The sequence below is a fragment of the Steroidobacter gossypii genome, assembly GCF_016801985.1.
GTDB lineage: Bacteria > Pseudomonadota > Gammaproteobacteria > Steroidobacterales > Steroidobacteraceae > Steroidobacter > Steroidobacter gossypii.
On record NZ_JAEVLS010000004.1, the window covers coordinates 40,403 to 59,163 of the forward strand.

The 18,761-nt window shown below is 61.6% G+C and carries 5 protein-coding genes; 1 reads left to right on the forward strand and 4 read right to left on the reverse strand.

Annotated elements, in window-relative coordinates; translation table 11 throughout:
• Positions 1 to 2: 2 nt before the first annotated feature.
• A complete protein-coding gene (locus JM946_RS17560) occupies positions 3 to 3,263 on the reverse strand; it encodes a non-ribosomal peptide synthetase (protein WP_203168655.1) in 3,261 nt (1,086 codons plus the stop codon).
• Positions 3,260 to 16,360, reverse strand: a complete 13,101-nt coding sequence (locus tag JM946_RS17565) for a non-ribosomal peptide synthetase (protein ID WP_203168656.1) — start codon at positions 16,358 to 16,360, stop codon at positions 3,260 to 3,262. Before JM946_RS17565 ends, JM946_RS17560 begins: the two co-directional genes overlap by 4 nt.
• Before the next feature lie 270 nt (positions 16,361 to 16,630).
• Between JM946_RS17565 and JM946_RS17570 the strand changes: the two genes are divergently transcribed.
• The gene (locus JM946_RS17570; protein ID WP_203168657.1) at positions 16,631 to 16,963 is read left to right on the forward strand and encodes a hypothetical protein; all 333 of its coding nucleotides are present in this window, start codon (positions 16,631 to 16,633) and stop codon (positions 16,961 to 16,963) included.
• Here JM946_RS17570 and JM946_RS17575 read toward each other — a convergent pair.
• Positions 16,960 to 17,724, reverse strand: a complete 765-nt coding sequence (locus tag JM946_RS17575) for a phytanoyl-CoA dioxygenase family protein (RefSeq protein ID WP_203168658.1) — start codon at positions 17,722 to 17,724, stop codon at positions 16,960 to 16,962. The two genes, JM946_RS17570 and JM946_RS17575, sit on opposite strands and share 4 nt — an antisense overlap.
• Before the next feature lie 34 nt (positions 17,725 to 17,758).
• Positions 17,759 to 18,757, reverse strand: a complete 999-nt coding sequence (locus JM946_RS17580) for a TauD/TfdA family dioxygenase (RefSeq protein ID WP_203168659.1) — start codon at positions 18,755 to 18,757, stop codon at positions 17,759 to 17,761.
• Positions 18,758 to 18,761 lie beyond the last annotated feature (4 nt).

Sequence of the window (18,761 nt, forward strand, 5' to 3'; positions counted from 1 at the left end):
GCTCACTCCGGCGCCGTGTCGACCTGCACCCTTCTGCGCGCGAGCCGCCGGGTGATGTTCTTGAACTCGGCGCTCTCGCCGATGGACAGCGGCCCTCGATCCAGCAGTTGCGCCTGCTTCTCGATGGTCGGGTACTGAAACAGGTCGACGATCTGCAAATCGCGGTCGGCGGCCTTCTTGATGGCCGCATGCAGACGGATGATGAGCAGCGAATCGCCGCCGAGCCGAAAGAAATTTTCGTGGATGCCGATGCGCTCGACCTTCAACAGCTCCTGCCACAAAGACGCCAGCAGTGACTCCGTCGCGGTTCGCGGCGCGGCCGGTTCGGGGCGCGCAGCTTGCTCGATCTCGCGTGATAGCAGCGCCTGTCGATCCACTTTTCCGTTCGGGAGCAAGGGATACGTTTGCATCCTGATCCAATGCGTCGGGCGCATCACTTCGATCAGCGTCCGCTGTGCGTACTCTTCCAGCTCTGCCGGCGTCAGCTCGGTGATCACGTAGCAGAGCAATCGATCCTGCGACCATAGCACCACGGCCTGGCGGATGCGCTCGTGCTTCATCAGCATCTGCTCGATCTCGCCGAGCTCGATGCGATAGCCACGACGCTTGATCTGATGATCGCCTCGGCCCAGGAACTCGACTCGTCCGTCCGGTCGATATCGAGCCAGGTCCCCCGTCTTGTAGAGCCGAGCGCCGTCGCGCGACGGATGCGGGATGAAGCGCTCTGCCGTCTGGCCCGGGCGGCCTCGATAACCGTCGGCCAATCCTTCGCCGCCCAGATACAACTCGCCGATCACGCCTACACCGACCGGGCGCAGCTGTGCATCCAACACGTATGCTTCACGATGCCTCAGCGGGCGGCCGATCGATACCCGTTCATAGGCAAAGTCGGCTCTCGTCACTTCGCCACATAGCGCACCGACAGTGGTCTCGCTCGGACCGTAATGGTTGAAGATGCGTAGCTGCGGGTGAAGCGACCACACATCCTCCAGCAGCGGCTTCGGAAGCTCTTCTCCGCCACACACCAGGTAACGTCGCGGCAAGACGCGCTCGGCTTCCGATACGCTCAGCAACGCCGACAGATGGCCGGGCACGATCTTCAACACATCCACCGGTCGCTGCTCCAGTGATCGCGCCAGCGCCTCTGCATCGAGACTGCTCGAGGACGGCATCAAACGGATGCTGCCACCCGTCCATAGTCCGCCGAACATCGTTGTGTAGCCGAGGTCAGCCGACATCGCCGCGAGCGACAGCCATTCGAGCGGATCCTCGCCTACCGACAGCTGCGCCAGCAGGCCGGACACGTAGTGACTCAAGGCGCGATGACTGACGACCACGCCCTTGGGACGGCCGGTCGAACCCGAGGTATACACCATATATGCCGCGCGGCCCGGCAACACAGGGTACTCGATGTTCCCTGACTCCTCTTGGGCGATGTCCTCGGCATCTCGATCCACCGACACAATCTGAGCGGATGCTTCGGTGTCTGCGATCTTGCTCAGGTAGAGCTGCTCCGTGATGATTGCTCCGGCGTCACTGTCCATGAGGACTTCATTCAAGCGAGTGGCGGGCCAGCTGCCATCCAGCATGACGAAACTGGCTCCAAGCTTGTGGGCCGCCAACATCCCACACAACATCCATGCGCTGGGCTCAACGCAGACTGCGATCGATTGGTCGCTACGCACGCCGAGCTTCAGCAGATACCGTGCGAGCTGATTCGAACGTTCGTTCAACTCGCCGTAGCTCCATTGGCCGCCAGCGGATACGACCGCCGTACGCTGCGAATATCTCGCCGCGTGCTGTTCGACACGTTCTGGCAACGTCTCGACGTGCTGTAGGCGCTCGCCTTGCCCGCTCCAAGACAGCACCTGTCCACGCTGCGCTTCCGAGAGGCACTCCAACTCACCTAGCGGCCGCTCCGGATGGGTAACGCAGCTCGTCAGCAACGCAACCAGCACGTCCAAGAAGTATTCGACATGCTCTCGAGAATAGCGATCGTCCGCGTACTTCGCGGACAGAGCGATGTCTTTGCCCGGCACGATCATCAGCGTCAGCGGATAATGGTTGTACGAATATCCGCCGGCCTTCGCGATGACCAGGGGCTCGTTGGACGCATCGGATATGCCCGCTGTGCGCGGATAGTTGTCGAACACCAGCAGACTTTCGAAGAGGCCCGTTCCCGATGGCACCTGGCTGCACTTCTGGATGTCAAACAGCGACAAGTATTCGTGAGCGGCGCGCGACTTCTGCCTTTCGAAGATTCCTCGCAGATATTCCGAAACGGATTGCTTCGCATCGATCCTGACGCGCACCGGCACCGAGTTGATGAGCGGTCCGATCATCCGCTCGATGCCATCGACCTCGGGAGGACGACCCGACACCGTGCCGCCGAAAACGATGTCGTCGCGGTTGTTGAACAGATGCAGAAGATACGCCCACATGCCCTGCATCAGTACGCTCAGCGTCATGGTATGTTCGCGAACGAACCGCGCGAGCTGCGCCGACAGCTCCGTGCCGAGGCTCCTTTCAGCGGTCGCCTGGCTGGGAACGTCCCGTGGCAGGCTCGATCGCGCCCGGCCGGGCGGCAGCGCCACTGGCTCGGTGAAGCCCGCCAGGGAGTCGCGCCAGAATTCGACGGCCGCCGTCTTGTCCTGTCGCTCCAGCCAGCTCACATAGCTGTGGAACGACGGTGCCGAATCATTCGCGAACGATGCTTCTCCTCTGCACGCCGTGAAATACAGCCGCCGCCACTGCGACCACACGAGCGCGCCGGACCACCCATCCGTAATGGCGTGATGCTGCGTCCAGACCAGGCGGTAATCGTCGGTCGCACAACGTATCAAGATCAATCTAAACAACGGGGGCGCGCTGAAGTTGAATCCAGCGATCCACTCGTCATAACGAAGCCTGGCGAGGCGGCTCTCCCTCTCTGGCTCATCGAGGTTCGTCCAGTCCAGCTCCTGTCTCGGCAGGGCCACTTGCTTCAACACGACTTGCAGCGGCTTCTGCGTTTCCATCCTGACAAAGAACGTGCGGAACACCGCGTACTGTTCGATGAGCCGCTGCCACGCGCCCCAGAATGCCTCGACATTCAGCGGCCCCTGCAAACGCAGGCAATCCTGCAGGACATAGGCTCCGGAGCCGGGCTTCAACAGGGAATGAAACACCATGCCCTTTTGAATCGGGGTCAACGGATAGATGGCCTCGATGTTCTCGCGGATCGACGCCGCGGGCACTCGAACTTCGGATGGTTGCCCCGTCATTGCAGCACCACCACTTTGTCGAGCTCATCCAGGAACTCGTTCAGCTCCGCCTGCTCCATGTCGAGCTCTGGGAAGTCGGACGGACTGAAGCTCTGCGCCGCTTCACCGCGACAGTGATCCACCAATCGCTCGAGGGCGGACTCGTAACGATTCGCGAGGATGACGACGGTCGCCTCGTCAAATTGCCCGGAGGAATACTCCCAGGTCGTCGCCAGGATGCCACGCGAAACGATCGCGTTGATCTTGAACAGGTACTGCCGGTCCTGCTGCTCATTGCGATTTCGACCGCATACCGTGCTCACTCTCTCGAGCAGGCCGGCGCTGTCGCCATCGAAACGGCCAAAGTAGTTGAAACGCAGCTGCGACCGCGGTGCGGCGCCGAGCGCCGTGCGCACAGCTTCGTCGCCCAGGTAGCGCAGCATCCCGTAGCCGAAGCCATGATTCGGAATCGCGCGCAACTCCTCCTTCACCGACCTGATGATCGGGGCCGCGCCCGCATCGCGGGGCATGCGCAGCAGCACGGGGTAAATGGTTGTAAACCAACCCACTGTTCTCGACAGGTCCACAGACGAATCCAGGTCTTCTCGACCGTGACTTTCCAGGTCGAGCAGCAGACTGTCGCCGCCGAACGTTTCGTTCACGGCGATCAGCAATGCGCCGAGCAGCAGATCGCTGACCTCGGTGTTATAGGCATGATGCACCTCGGTAAGCAGGGCCGCGGTGTGGGCGGCAGACAGGCGCGTTGTGTACTTTTTCGAGTTCCCTTCGGTGTTGCCGTCATCGCGATCTTGGACGAACGCTTTCGGATGATGGCGCGCCAGTCGCTCCCAATACTCGCGCTGAGTGTCCCAGCGCCCGGCGCCCGCATCGGCGTGCAGCCATCGCGACCACTCGAGGTAGGAGCAGGTCTTTGCTGGGAGCTCCGCCTGCTCGCCCGCAAGCATCAGGCGATATAGCTGCGTGAAGTCTTCGAGAAGAATATGCCACGACACGGCGTCGACGATCAGATGATGGCAGACGAATGCCAGCCGATGCCGCGATTCGGCGTCTCGCTGCCACAGGATCCTGAATAGCGGTCCATGAGCCAGGTTGAAGCTTCGCTGCATCGTCTGCAGCTGTGAGGCCAGCTGCTCATTCCGCTCCGATCCTGGATCGTACGCTGCGATCACCAGGGACTGTCGTGCAAGCCCTTCGTCGTAGCTTAGGAACCGTTGTCTGACTTCGCCGTCCTGAATCACAAAGACGCTGCGAAGAGCATCGTGGTGACGCAGCAGAGTTGATGTGATACCCAGCAGAAGCTGCTCGTCGAGCGTCCCGTGGACCTCGTAGATGGCCGATTGATGATAGTGCTCGGGTGCAACGGTCACCGACTCGAAGAATCGCCGTTGAATGGGAATGAGGCGGCTCTCGCCGGTCACGAGCCCCTGCTCGGCGCTGATCGATTGCTGTCTCGTGGCGACTCGCGCCAGCTGCGCGATGGTCGGATACTCGAACAGCTGCGCCGGGCTCAACTTCACGCCGCGCTCGCGAGCACGCGCTACCAGCTGGATCACGATGATCGAATCGCCGCCCAGGCGGAAGAAATTGTCATGGATGCCGATGCGGTCGACCTTCAGTAACTGCTGCCACAGGGTCACCAGCAGCGACTCCGTCTGGGTGCGCGCAGCGGCCAGCTCAGGTCGCTGCGATTTCTCGATCTGGAGCGACAGCAACGCCTGGCGATCGACCTTGCCGTTCGCGAGCAGCGGATACGATTGCAGTCGTATCCAGTGCGTCGGACGCATCACTTCGATGAGCGACGATTGCGCGTATGCTTCTAACTCTTCGGTCGGCATTTCGGTGATGACGTAGCCAAGCAATCGCTCCTGCGACCACAGGACTACGGCCTGGCGGATGCCCGGGTGCCTCATCAGCACCTGTTCGATCTCACCGAGTTCGATGCGGTAGCCGCGACGTTTGATCTGGTGGTCGGCTCGGCCCAGGAACTCGATGCGGCCGTCGGCACGGTGACGCGCCAAGTCGCCTGTTTTGTATAGGCGAGCGCCGCTGCGCCACGGGTGTGGGAGGAAGCGCTCTGCCGTTTGACCGCCACGGCCGCGATAGCCATCGGCCAGGCCTTCGCCACCGAGATACAGTTCGCCAATGACGCCGGCGCCCACCAGGTGCATCTGCGCATCAAGCACGTACGCTTCGCGATATTTGAGGGGTCGGCCAATCGATACGCGTTTGTACGCGAGGTCTGCTCTCGTCACCTCGCCACACAAGGCGCCGACGGTGGTCTCGCTCGGCCCGTAGTGGTTGAAGATGCGCAGTTGCGGGCTCAGCGCCCAGACTTCTTCCACCAGCGACTTCGGGAACTCTTCGCCGCCGCACAACAGATAGCGTTGTGGCAGCAGGCGCGCGGCATTCGCTACCGTCAGCAACGCTGCTAAGTGGCCAGGCACGATCTTCAACACGTCCACCGGACGATCTTCCAGCGCGCGCGCCAGTGCCTGCGCGTCCAGGCTGCTCGCGGCCGGCATCTGACGAATGGACCCGCCGGTCCATAGGGCGCCGAAGATCGCTGTGTAACCCAAGTCCGCCGACATCGCCGCGAGCGATAGCCACTCCAGTGGCTCGTCGCCCACCGACAGCTCAGCCAGCAAGCCGCACACGTAGTGACTCAGCGCGCGGTGACTGATGACCACCCCTTTCGGGCGGCCAGTCGAACCCGACGTGTACACCTGATACGCCGCTGCGCCCGACACCATCGGACGGCCAATGTTCCCTGCATCCTCTTCGGCGATCTCGTCCGCATCTCGGTCCACAGAAACGATCTGCGTCGATGCCGCTGCGTCCGAAACCTTGCTTAGATGCAATTGCTCGGTGATGACCGCTCGTGCGTTGCTGTCTGCAAGCACCTCGCAGAGTCGGCCGATCGGCCAAGTGGCATCGACCATCACGAAGCTGGCACCCAGCTTGTGCGCGGCCAGCATGCCGCACACCATCCACGGACCGGGTTCGACGCAGATAGCGACCGTCTCTTCGCTGGCTACGCCCAGCTTCATCAGATAGCGCGCGAGCTGGTTCGAACGTTCGTTCAACGCTCGGTAACTCCACTCACCGCCAGCAAAGGCGACGGCCGTTCGTTGTGGATTCTCCCCGGCATGACGCTCCACACGTTGGAGTAACGTCTGGACGTTCTGCAGAGACGCGCCCTGCCCGCTCCACGTCATCACCTGCTCGCGCTGCGCCTTTGACAAATACTCGAACGCGCCGAGTCGCTGCGCCGCCTGCCGTGGCATCTGTCGCAACAGCTCGATCAGTTGCTCGCCTATCTGCTTGATGCGAGCGGCGGTAAAGGCATCAGCGTGATACTTGAACGCCAGCCGTAAGCACCGGCGAGGCACGACGATCAAGCTCAATGGATAGTGGTTGTACGAGGAGGACTCCTCGATTCGTGCCACCTCGACACCCGCGTATCGATCCGCGTCCTCTCGAGGCTGGTTGTCGAACACGATGAGGGTGTTGAACAGCCCCTGCGCATCATTGCATCCACACACCCGCTGAATGTCCGCCAGCGGGAAGTAACTGTGCGGCTCACAGGCAATGCTGTTCGCATGCAGCGACTGCAACCAATCCGCCAGGGTCGCCTGCTTGGAAATCTCCGCCCGCACCGGAATCGTGTTCAAGAACACGCCGACCATGCGCTCGATATCGCTCAACTGCGGCGGACGCCCCGATATCGTCGCGCCGATGGTCACCTCGTCCCGGCCGGTGTAAACGGACAACAGCAGCATCCACGCCGCCTGCAGCACTGTATTGAGGGTGACGGCCTGCTCGCGCGCCAACGCTTTCAGCTGCTCGGTCAGCGACACATCCAGCACCACAGAGTGCTGTTCGCTACGCCCGGTATTCGTCTGAATTCCATCGAGGCCTTCGAACGGTAGCGGCGTCACCGCCACGCCCGACAGATACTCTTTCCAGAATCGCTCGGACGCTGTGTTGTCTCGCTGAGCCAACCAGCGCACATAGTCGCGGTAGCGGCTACTCACCAGTGGCAACCCGGCCGGTACGCCGTCAACCTTGGCACGATAGAGCTGCATTACCTCCTGCCAGATCACGCCCGAGGACCAACCATCGGCCAGTACATGATGATTGTCCCAGATGAAGCGGTGATGCTCAGCGCTCAAGCGCACCAGGCTCAGCCGCATCAACGGCGCCTTCGCATAGTCGTAGTCCTGGCATGACGTCGCATGCAACAGCTGATCGAAGAGCCGTGACTGCTCGGCCTCCGACAGATCCGACCAGTCGTATGCCCGCCAGGGCAGCGGCGCGGTCAGCTTCACAATCTGCAGTGGCCTGTCACTGCCGAGGCCCCAGAACTGCGTACGAAACACATCGTGCCGGTGCATGACTTCACGCCACGCCCACTGCAAGGCTTCTGCATCCAGAGTCCCCCGCAGCTCCACCGCATGCTGGATCACATACACGCCCGAGTTCGGGGCGATCAAAGACCGAGACAGCATGCCTTGCTGCATCTTCGTCAGCGGATAGATGTCGACGAGGTCCGCCTTGCTCTCACCCGCCGACAGCACCGATGCGACCAGCGTATCCAACTGTGCTTGTTCGAGCCCCGCCATCGGAAAGTCCGAAGGCGTGAAGCCACCGTGTGTCGGGTCCGCACAGTGCGCCACCATCATTTCAATGTAGTGCGCGTACCGCGCTACGAAGCGCTCGATCGTCGACGTGTCGTAACGCCTGCCCTCATATCGGCAGTCGAGCAGCAGCTTCTGATCGCTGATCGAAACATGAAGTTCCAAGGCATACGCCTGCGTCGGTCCGGCAAAGCTTCCCAGTTGCTGACCACGTGCGAATACACCTCGGGCAGACAGCTGCTGATCGAGCTGTCCGAGATACGTGAAGAAAATCGCGGGCGCCTGAACGGGCGTGAGTTGTTCACGCACCTGAGCATCAGGATGCAAGTAGCGAAGCACACTGTAACCAGTGCCTTTATGCGGCACCGACCGCAATTGCTCCTTGACCTGCTTGATCACACTCGCAACGCCCCCATTCCCGACGGATTCCAGCACCACGGGATGCAACGAGGCGAACCAGCCGACCGTGCGCGATACATCCAGATCATCCTGCTCTTCGCGTCCGTGCCACTCCATGTCGACGACGAAGCGTTCGCCTCGCGTCCACTCATGCAACGCCAGCCACAGCGACGCTGCCAACAGATCTCGCACTTCGGTGTTGTACGCAGCGTTAGTCTGTTGTAACAAGCGGCGCGTTAACGACGTGGGCAGATGCTTCCAAACCGAACCCGTTGCTGGGACGTTCCCGCTCTCTTCAAGATCCGCCGGCGGCACGGTGCCGATCGCTTGCGCGACCTCGGCCCAGTGATCGATCTGTGGTTCCAGTGCTGCCAGTCTCTTGCTTGCCAGATAGTCCACCCAATCTCTATATGAGTGCGTCTTCAGCGGCAGCGTGAGTGAATCGCCTTGCTGGATCTGCTGGTATGCGCCGATCAGATCGTCCTGCAGGAAGCGCCATGACACGCCGTCGATGATCAGCGGATGTGCGAGCAGCACCAAGCGCCCGCTCAGGCCGGGCCTTTCGAAGTACATCGCCTTGAAGAGGCCACTCTTCAGGTCCGGCCACCGATGCGCGGCAAGCACCTGGTGCAGCTTCGCCTGCAACTGCTCATCCGCGACGGCTGTCATTTCTTGATAGTCGATGATGGATCCGACATCGATCTGGTCGACTGGGGCGAAATGCTGCACCCAGGAGCCTCCCGACGTTGCATCACCGACGGAGTCGGCTCCTGAAGCGGTGGAAATGAATCTTAGCCTCAACGCATCATGATGCGTGACTAGCGCCCGCACCGCCGATTCGAGGTGCTCACGGTTCAATACGCCATTGACTTGAAGCACACGCGTGCGGTGGTGATGGCAAGCGTCCTGTTCGTAACGCTCCATGAACCACCGCTGTCGGGGCGCCAGCGGCATCTCGCCTTCGACTGCAGCCTGGCTGATCTGCGTCGTGTCTTCGTGCTCACCGACTTGCGCCAATTGTGCGATGGTTGGGTACTCGAACAGCTGCGCCGGGCTCAACTTCACGCCGCGCTCGCGAGCACGCGCTACCAGCTGGATCACGATGATCGAGTCGCCGCCCAGGCGGAAGAAATTGTCATGGATGCCGATGCGGTCGACCTTCAGTAACTGCTGCCACAGGGTCACCAGCAGCGACTCCGTCTGGGTGCGCGCAGCGGCCAGCTCAGGTCGCTGCGATTTCTCGATCTGGAGCGACAGCAACGCCTGGCGATCGACCTTGCCGTTCGCGAGCAGCGGATACGATTGCAGTCGTATCCAGTGCGTCGGACGCATCACTTCAATGAGCGACGATTGTGTGTACGCTTCTAACTCTTCGGTCGGCAGTTCGGTGATGACATAGCCAAGCAATCGCTCCTGCGACCACAGGACTACGGCCTGGCGGATGCGCGGGTGCCTCGTCAGCACCTGTTCGATCTCACCGAGTTCGATGCGGTAGCCGCGACGTTTGATCTGGTGGTCGGCTCGGCCCAGGAACTCGATGCGGCCGTCGGCACGGTGACGCGCCAGGTCGCCTGTTTTGTATAGGCGAGCGCCGCTGCGCCACGGGTGTGGGAGGAAGCGCTCTGCCGTTTGACCGCCACGGCCGCGATAGCCATCGGCCAGGCCTTCGCCACCGAGATACAGTTCGCCAATGACGCCGGCGCCCACCAGGCGCATCTGCGCATCAAGCACGTACGCTTCGCGATATTTGAGGGGTCGGCCAATCGATACGCGTTTGTACGCGAGGTCTGCTCTCGTCACCTCGCCACACAAGGCGCCGACGGTGGTCTCGCTCGGGCCGTAGTGGTTGAGGATGCGCAGTTGCGGGCTCAGCGCCCAGACTTCTTCCACCAGCGACTTCGGGAACTCTTCGCCGCCGCACAACAGATAGCGTTGTGGCAGCAGGCGCGCGGCATTCGCTACCGTCAGCAACGCTGCTAAGTGGCCGGGCACGATCTTCAACACGTCCACCGGACGATCTTCCAGCGCGCGCGCCAGTGCCTGCGCGTCCAGGCTGCTCGCGGCCGGCATCAAACGAATGGTTCCACCCGTCCACAAGCCACCGAACATCGTGGTGTAACCTAGATCTGCTGACATGGCTGCGAGTGACAGCCACTCCAGCGGCTCATCGTCCACCGACAGCTCAGCTAGCAAGCCGCCCACGTAGTGACTCAAAGCGCGGTGACTAATGACCACCCCTTTCGGGCGGCCAGTCGAACCCGACGTGTACACCTGATACGCCGCTGCGCCCGGCACCATCGGACGGCCAATGTTCCCTGCATCCTCTTCGGCGATCTCGTCCGCATCTCGGTCCACAGAGACGATCTGCGACGATGTCCCAGCCTCGGCGTTCTTGTACGCGTCTCGGTCCACTGAAACTAGCTGCGTCGATGCCGCTGCCTCGGTGAACTCGTGCGCGTCCCGGTCCACTAGCTGCGCCGAGGCCGCTGCGTCCGAAACCTTGCTTAGATGCAATTGCTCGGTGATGACCGCTCGTGCGTTGCTGTCTGCAAGCACCTCGCAGAGTCGGCCGATCGGCCAAGTGGCATCGACCATCACGAAGCTGGCACCCAGCTTGTGCGCGGCCAGCATGCCGCACACCATCCACGGACCGGGTTCGACGCAGATAGCGACCGTCTCTTCGCTGGCTACGCCCAGCTTCATCAGATAGCGCGCGAGCTGGTTCGCACGACGATTCAATTCACCGTAGCTCCACTGCCCTCCGGCGAACACGACAGCGGCACGTTCCGAATCGCGTTTCGCGTGTTCTTCCACGCGCTCCAACAACGTCTCCACGCGCTGCAAGCTCTCGCCTTGGCCACTCCATGCCATCACCTGCTCGCGCTGGGCGACGGACAGATACTCCAGTGCGGCCAACTGCCGATTCGCCTGCCACGGCATCTGTCGCAACAGCTCGACCAGTTGCTCGCCCATCTGCGCAATGCGAGTAGTCGTGAAGAAGTCAGCGTGATACTTGAATGCGAGCTGCAGCTGACGCTCTGGGACGACGATCAGGCTCAACGGATAGTGGTTGTAGGAAGAGGCCTCGTCGATCCTCGAAACCTTCAATCCCGCGTGCCGATCTGCGTCCTCTCGAGGCTGGTTGTCGAACACGATGAGGGTGTTGAACAGCCCCTGCGCATCATTGCATCCACACACCCGCTGAATGTCCGCCAGCGGGAAGTAACTGTGCGGCTCACAGGCAATGCTGTTCGCATGCAGCGACTGCAACCAATCCGCCAGGGTCGCCTGCTTGGAAATCTCCGCCCGCACCGGAATCGTGTTCAAGAACACACCGACGATGCGCTCGATATCGTTCAACTGCGGCGGACGGCCCGATATCGTCGCGCCGATGGTCACCTCGTCCCGGCCGGTGTAAACAGACAACAGCAGCATCCACGCCGCCTGCAGCACCGTGTTGAGGGTGACGGCCTGCTCGCGCGCCAACGCTTTCAGCTGCTCGGTCAGCGACGCATCCAGCACCACAGAGTGCTGTTCGCTACGCCCGGTATTCGTCTGAATTCCATCGAGGCCTTCGAACGGTAGCGGCGTCACCGCCACGCCCGACAGATACTCTTTCCAGAATCGCTCGGACGCTGTGTTGTCTCGCTGAGCCAACCAGCGCACATAGTCGCGGTAGCGGCTACTCACCAATGGCAACCCGGCCGGTACGCCGTCAACCTTGGCACGATAGAGCTGCATCACCTCCTGCCAGATCACGCCCGAGGACCAACCATCGGCCAGTACATGATGATTGTCCCAAATGAAGCGGTGATGCTCGGCGCTCAAGCGCACCAGGCTCAGCCGCATCAACGGCGCCTTCGCATAGTCGTAGTCCTGACATGACGTCGCATGCAACAGCTGATCGAAGCGCTGTGACTGCTCGGCTTCCGACAGATCCGACCAGTCGTATGCCCTCCAGGGCAGCGGCGCGGTCAGCTTCACAATCTGCAGTGGCCTGTCACTGCCGAGGCCCCAGAACTGCGTACGAAACACATCGTGCCGGTGCATGACTTCACGCCACGCCCACTGCAAGGCTTCTGCATCCAGAGGTCCCCGCAGCTCAACCGCATGCTGGATCACATACACGCCCGAGTTCGGGGCGATCAAAGACCGAGACAGCATGCCTTGCTGCATCTTCGTCAGCGGATAGATGTCGACGAGGTCCGCCTTGCTCTCACCCGCCGACAGCACCGATGCGACCAGCGTATCCAACTGTGCTTGTTCGAGCCCCGCCATCGGAAAGTCCGAAGGCGTGAAGCCACCGTGTGCCGGGTCCGCACAGTGCGCCACCATCATTTCAATGTAGTGCGCGTACCGCGCTACGAAGCGCTCGATCGTCGATGCCTCGTATTTCCTGCCGTCATAACGGCATTCCAGCAGCAGTTGCTGATCGCTAAGCGCCGTGTGGATCTCGATGGAATGGATGGACCTCTGCCGTCGATTCAGCGCCCCGCCGATCAACTCTCCAGGGGATAACGGCTGCGTCTGTTGCAGCTGCTGGTCGAGCTGTCCGAGGTGGGTGAAGAAGATCGCGGGCGGGTCGAGCGGCGAGAGCCGCTCGCGTACCTGCGCGTCGGGATGCAAGTAACGAAGTACGCCATAACCGCTGCCGTTATCCGGCACGGCCCGCAGTTGCTCCTTCACCTGCTTGATCACATCCGCAACGCCCGCATTCGCCGCGCATTCGAGTGCCACGGGATGCAACGACGCGAACCAACCTACGGTGCGCGATACATCCAGTTCGCGCTGCTCTTCGCGGCCGTGCCACTCCATCTCGACGACGAAACGCTCACCTCGCGTCCAGTCGAAGAGCGCCAGCCACAGCGACGCCGCCAACAGGTCGGTGACTTCGGTGTTGTAGGCCGCGTTCGACTCTTGCAACAAGCGACGCGTGACCGCCGGCGGCAGGTGCACTCGCAACGTATCCAGCGCTGCTGGGCCTCGAACACCTTCATGATCCGCGGGCGGCACCGCGCCGCGCATCTGCGCGACCTCAGCCCAGTAGTCGATCTGCGACTCGAACTCCGTCAACCGCTGCTGCTGCAGGTGTCTAAGCCACTCTTTATAAGAGTGTGTCTTCAGCGGCAGTTCGAGCGACGCACCTTGCTGGAGCTGTCGATATCCGCCGATCAGGTCGTCCTGCAGGAAACGCCACGACACTCCATCGATGATCAGCGGATGCGCCAACAGCACGAGCCGTCCACCAGCGCCCGGGCGTTCAAGATAGATCACCTTGAACAGGCTGCTCTGCAGATCCGGCCATCGGTGCTCGCCGATCACCCGATGCAGCTCGGCCTGCAGCTGTGCGCCCGTATCCGCATCGAGCGAATCATAGTTCACGATGGATCGCACATCGATCTGATCGACCGGCGCGAAATACTGCATCCACTGTTGACCGGGAACAAACCGCAGTCTCAACGAATCATGATGCGCCACCAGCGCTCGGACTGCCGATTCCAAATGGTGGCGGTCCAAAACACGGTGCACCTCCAACACCCGGATGCGATGGTAGTCACACGCATCGCTGCCGTAGCACTCCACGAATCGCAGCTGCCGGGGCGCGAGCCCCATCTCGCCTTCTACAGCGGCTTGGCTGATCTGCGTCGTATTCTCATGCTCGCCGACCTGCGCCAATTGGGCGACGGTTGGGTACTCGAACACTTGCGCCGGGCTGAGTCTCAGGCCGTGCTCGCGAGCACGCGCCACGAGCTGGATGACGATGATCGAGTCGCCGCCCAGGCGGAAGAAGTTGTCGTGGATGCCGATGCGCTCGACCCTCAGCAACTGCTGCCAGAGTGAAACCAGTAGCGACTCCGTCTGGGTGCGCGCAGCAGCTATCTCAGCTCGTTGCGATTGTTCTGTCTCGATCGACAGCAGCGCCTGGCGATCCACCTTGCCGTTCGCAAGCGACGGAAACCCCTGTAGCCGGACCCAGTGCGTCGGCCGCATCACCTCGATGAGCGACGATTCGGCGTACGCTTCCAACTCCTCGGACGACAGGTCGGCGATGACGTAGCCAAGCAGTCGCTGTTGCGACCACAGCACCACGGCCTGACGAATGTGCCCGTGCCTCATCAGCACCTGCTCGATCTCGCCCAGCTCGATGCGGTGACCGCGACGTTTGATCTGATGATCGCTTCGGCCCAGGAACTCGATGCGCCCATCCGAACGTTGACGTGCCAGGTCGCCCGTCTTGTAGAGACGAGCACCGTTGCGCCATGGATGCGGGATGAAGCGCTCTGCCGTGTGTCCGGCACGGCCACGATAGCCGTCGGCCAAGCCTTCGCCACCGAGGTATAGCTCGCCGATAACGCCGACGCCGGCCAGGCGCAGTCGGGCATCGAGCACATACGCTTCTCGATAGTTCAGCGGTCGACCGATCGATATGCGTGCATATTGCAGATCAGCTCGAGAAACCTCGCCGCACAAGGCGCCGACGGTGGTCTCGCTCGGGCCGTAGTGGTTGAAGATGCGCAGTCGGGGGCTCAGTGCCCACACTTCTTCCACCAGAGACCTCGGCAATTCCTCGCCGCCACACACCAGATAACGTTGTGGCAGCAGGCGCGCCGCGTTCGACACAGTGAGCAACGCCGATAGATGGCCGGGGACGATCTTCAGCACATCCACCGGACGGTCTTCGAGCGAGCGCGCCAGCGCCTGCGCGTCCAGGCTGCTCGCGGCCGGCATCAGACGGATGCTCCCACCGCTCCACAAGGCACCGAAAAGCGTCGTGTAGCCCAAGTCCGCCGACATTGCCGCCAGCGACAGCCACTCGAGCGGCTCGTCGCCCACCGACAGTGCAGCCAGAAGTCCACATACGTAATGGCTCAACGCTCGGTGGCTGACGACAACGCCCTTCGGGCGCCCTGTCGAGCCCGACGTGAAAACCTGGTACGCCGCTGCGCCTCGCAACACCCGGCGACCGATGTTCCCTGGTTCCTCTTCGGCAATCTCGTCCGCATCTCGGTCCACTGAAACAAGCTGCGGCGATGCCTCCGCGTCCGCGATCTTGCTGAGATACAACTGTTCAGTGATGACCACCCGTGCACCGCTATCCGAGAGCACATCGCTCAGGCGACCGGCGGGCCAACTGCCGTCCACCATCACGAAGCTCGCACCCAGCTTGTGCGCGGCCAACATGCCGCACACTATCCAAGGGCCAGGCTCCAGACAGATCGCGACCGTGTCTTCACCCGCAACCCCCAGCTTCATCAAGGAGCGTGCGAGTCGATTCGAGCGCTCGTTCACCTCCGCATAGCTCCACCGCCCGCCCTCGAACACGATGGCTGTGCGCTGGGGATCACGCTGCGCATGGCCTTCAAAACGTTCTAGCAACGTCTCTTCGACTTCCGGCAGATGCTCCGCACGCGCACGCTCGGCAGTTCGACTCGAGTGTGCATCCAGCACCAGATCCGACACGCGTTCCGTGGCCTTCGATGCAAGCTGCCAAAGCACGTGTCTCCATTGCGAAGCGATGCGAGCAACATCCTGCGTACCATAGATGTTCGGATCATGAAGAAACCTGACCGCGAGCCGGTCTGAATCCTGCCAGAACGCCTGCAGCTTCAATCTCGTGACTTCGCCGCCGCTGAGCAGCTCGCAGATATCCAGCCGCTCCGCACCTGGCAGCGGATCTGGAGGCCGATAGTCAAAACCGAAAACGTCGGCACGATCGGCCGCGCGAGGAGCGAACTGCTGCCACAGCTGCGCGTCGGCAAGCGTCGACCTCAGCTCCTCGATCTGCCCGGCGACCGTCGCCTCATGCAGTTCCAAAAGCAGCGGACGGTCAACGTCCAGCGGTCCGACGACAGCCTGCAGTTTTTCGAAGCCTCGACCCGAAATGAAACAGGACATCGGCACCGCCGATGCGCCCAGGCGACGCTGCAGAACGATCTGCCACGCAAGCAGCAGATGACAACTGAGTGAATCATCATCGAGGCGCCGCAAGCGCCGCGCCAGATCAACGTCGATCTCACATGCGACGATTGCCGGAATCGGACGACGATCGCCGGGCGCCATCCTCTCTATGCCCAGCTCACAGGGCGCAGCGTGTGCGGGAGATTTGCTCTCCCAGAATCTTCTGCCGAGCGCAGCGCTGGCGTCATCGCTAACATCAGCGAGCCAGTCAGCAAGCGCCTCGTACTGAAGGACTCGCCGTTCCGCGAGAGGGCGTCCCACCAGGATCTCGCTGGCCATCAAGCACAATGAATGTGCATCAGCACTGCTTGCCGAGGCAATGAACAACACCAGAGCACGCGGACATCCACGCTCGGCCGATGGCGGAACAACATGCATCTCGAAGAACCGCTGCTCGGGCGCGTACTTTACGAGCGCGCTATCGCAGACCAAACGCAGGAGTTCCGTCGTGTCGGCAAGATCTCGAGGCAGATCGCACCAGCTGACCTCACCGTCGATGTTTATGATGGAGCCCGGCGCGCCGATGATCGAGTATCTCGCGACGACTTCGGCCGCAGTCTGACGCAGGCTGCCGAGATCCTGGATCTCATCTACCGCGATCGCTACGGCATGGAACGGCGCGGCGGAACCCTGTCGGACCAGCCCGCCCCCCGCCTGCTCTTCATAGATATATGTAGCCATTCGTCCCTGAAACCCTTCGACTAGGCCCCTTTCTGCTCGGCGGCGCCGCCTTCCTGGCGGAAAATCACCACGAACGCGCCCCGCGGCGAGGCGCAGGTGTTGGCGTCGGAGGCGTGCAACGTCCTGCAGTGATGAATGTTGATACCCCCACGCGGAACGCTGGCGTATATCGCACGCTTTTCGTCGAGGTTGGTGGTGCGCAAAGTGATGCCCGCCTGCTCATCATCCTCACGCGACTCGCCTTCCAGCAACGGCTCGAACACCGTTGTAGGGATCACGTCATGCTCGACCAGCCCATCGCGATGCGAGCCGGGAATGTATTTCAACGTGCCGCTTTCTGGCGCCGCATCGTCCAGCGCCACCCAACAGTTCAAGCTGCGATAGCCCTCGAGCCGCTCGCCGGAGAACTTCTGGTAGAACGCTTCGTCCTGGTGCCACTCGACAGCGGATTCGCTGAACGGACGCTTGTAGAAGATCCGGAGCTTGGGCCGCAACGAACTTTCGTCGACCTGAAGCAGCTCGCTCGCCCATCGGCGCGCCCAACCGAAAATCGCCGAAGTGCGTGCGAACTGCTCCAGCTCTTGATTGCTGCAGCGGATCCAAACCAGTGGCAGCTCACCCTCTTTCTCGCCCGAAAGCGTACGTTCGTCGATGCCTCGGTTCTGCATGAACTGCCGGCACAGCGAGCGCAGTTCGGTCAGCGCAGCATCGTCGACCGCGTTCGAAATCGACAGGTACCCGTTCTCCGAAAAGAACGCGTGTTCGCTCGAATTCAACGTGTACATTCCCTGCACCTCTTGCAATCCCTGCAGTACCCCATCACGTCGGCAAATCGTGCGGGGGCTGCAAGCCGTGATCTCTGTTCTCGGAGGCCATACCCACCAGCACCTGTCGCGCCCCGGAGAATGGCTTTCTGCCATGAGCGAACAACATATTATCCAGTAGCAGCACATCACCTGCCATCCATGGAAACACGATCTGTTCGGCGTCATACGCGCGCCGAACCTCGTCCAGCGCAGCAGAGTCGATGCGCGTCCCGTCGCCGTAATAAGCATTCCGCGGCAGGTTCTCTTCGCCGACGCTGCTCAACAGTGCGCTCTGCAGGTCCCTGCCCAGGTTGCTCACATGGAACAAATGCGCCTGATTGAACCAGACATCCTTACCTGTCACCGGGTGGCGCGCTACTGCGGGTAACGTCTGCCAGGTCCGCAGGCGACCATCGTCGAACCACTCGAACTCGATACCATTCGACTTACAGGAGTGCTCCACGTCCGCCTTGTTGTCCGTCTGGAACGCCTCTTGCCATGGCAAGTCGAGGTATCCATAGTTCCGGACGTAGCGCACTTTCTTGCGAATGAACTCCTCGCGCACCGCCGGAGCAATCCGCTCGTACACGCGCCGACTGTCCGCAATCGGAGTCTCGCCGCCTACTTCCGGCGCCTTCACGCAGAAGAAGAACAGTTTCATCGCCCAGGCGTGGCTATAGGAGTTTTCGTTGTGCAGGGGAATGGTTTCGCTCGCGGGATACTCGGTGGACGTATAGATCTTGCCTCTGACTTGCGTGCGCGGTGTGGAGCGATTGTTGTACTCGATGATAGGTTCGCCCAACGCAGCCACCACATCCTCGAAATCGCGAGCGCCATTCACCTTGAACTTGCGAAACAGAATCGCGCCGTGTTCATACAGCTGGCGATTCAGTGCATCGCTGTTGTCGCGAATCCACGCCGCCAGGTTCGGCCCCAGCGCCTTCGGCGTAAAGACGAGCGGTTGCGCCAGAGCACTCACTCGCGAGACCTCTTCGCAAGTCATGGCAGTCATGTCA